At 70.9% G+C, this 1531-nt stretch carries 1 protein-coding gene and 1 pseudogene; both read right to left on the reverse strand.

Annotated elements, in window-relative coordinates; all coding sequences use genetic code 11:
- A pseudogene (locus AB8Z36_RS39580) lies at nucleotides 1-484 on the reverse strand (DJ-1/PfpI family protein); the annotation flags it as partial.
- A 312-nt stretch (nucleotides 485-796) separates the two neighbouring features.
- Complete coding sequence (locus AB8Z36_RS39585) at nucleotides 797-1375, reverse strand: TetR/AcrR family transcriptional regulator (RefSeq protein ID WP_369218198.1); 579 nt, start codon at nucleotides 1373-1375, stop codon at nucleotides 797-799.
- Nucleotides 1376-1531: the final 156 nt, after the last annotated feature.

The raw sequence follows: 1531 nt of genomic DNA on the forward strand, positions 1-1531 counted from the left end.
GGCGGTAGCCCGCGAAGACGTTGGAGCCGTCGCSSYGRSYGGCKKCGMSGAMGSCGGCGGGGGCGTGGCAGACCACGCCGAGCGGCATGCCGATCTCCAGGGCGGTGGTGAGGAGCCTGCCGGAGTCGGCGTCGACGGCGAGGTCCTCCATGGGTCCGTGGCCGCCCGGGTAGAAGACGGCGGCGTAGTCGGCGAGGTCCACTTCGGCGAGCTTGACCGGGTGCTTGAGCTCGGTGAAGGCGTCGAGGGAGGCGGCCACCCGGTCCGCGGCCTCCTGGCCGCCGTTGGCCTCCGCGGTGAGCGAGCCGCGGTCGACGGTCGGCACGACACCGCCGGGGGTGGCGACGACGATCTCGTGACCGGCGGCCTTGAACGCCTCGTAGGGGGCGACGGCCTCCTCGGCCCAGAAGCCGGTGGGGTGCTTGCTGCCGTCCGCCAGCGTCCACTGGTCGGCGCCGGTGACAACGAAAAGGATCTTCGACATGGTGTGCTCTCCGATATGACGACGGGGGTGGGAGTCGTCGAGGGCCTGACATTCCGTGTGCAGAACGTCAGCGCGGCGACATCTCGAAGGTAGACCTATCGGGCATAGGTATCCAATGCGGAAGCCGATGGGAGGTATAGGCATTCCGATGGGGCGCGCGGGCGGGACGCGTGTGCGGGGTGCGGCCGTGGGGTCGGGCGTCATGCACCCCGTACTGCCGACGTACCGCCCTCTACTGCCGACGTACCGCCCTCTACTGCCGACGTACCGCCCCCTACTGCCGACATACCGCCCCCGTACCGCCGAACGGCGTCAGCGCCCCGGCGCGCCCGCCCGCAGGCCGTCCATGACCAGGTCCATCAGACGGCCGGCGCGTCCCTGCCAGTCGCCGTGCGGGTCGATCTGCCACAGTCCGGCGATGGCGAGCAGGAAGTCGTCGGCGCTCACCCCGGGACGGATGGTGCCCGCCTTCTCGTTCGCCTCCAGGAGCAGGGTGACGGCCTCGATCAGCGGGCCGAACCCCACCCCGGCCAGGGTGCCGAGCGCGCTGGTCGCCTTGCGGATGGCCTCGGCGAGGCCCGCCTTGGCCATCGCGTACTGGGCGAGGCGGTCCATCCACTCCCGCAGCGCCCGGTCCGGGGCGCGGGTGTGCAGGAGCTGGCAGGCGGCCTCGGAGACCTGGCGTACCTCGTAGCGGTACACCTCAAGGATGAGGGCCTCGCGGCTGGGGAAGTTGCGGTAGAACGTCCCCTGTCCGACGCCCGCCTTCTTCGCGATCGCGCTCAGCGGTGTGTCGCTCGCCCGCGTCAGCTCGTCGAGGGCCACTTCCAGGATGCGGTCGCGGTTGCGCTGGGCGTCCGAGCGCAGGGGACCGTCTCGGTGCTGGCCCACTCGGTCTCCTCCCACGCGTCGTGTTCTCTCCGGACCTTGCTAAGCGGACAGCTGTCCACTAAGTTCGAGAAGGTAACGGACAGCTGTCCGCTTGAGTCCACTCTAGCGGCAGACCCGACCACCCGGGACGGTCCGCGCCCTCGCGCGGCCCTCCTG

This window comes from Streptomyces flavofungini (assembly GCF_041028215.1).
GTDB lineage: Bacteria > Actinomycetota > Actinomycetes > Streptomycetales > Streptomycetaceae > Streptomyces > Streptomyces flavofungini_B.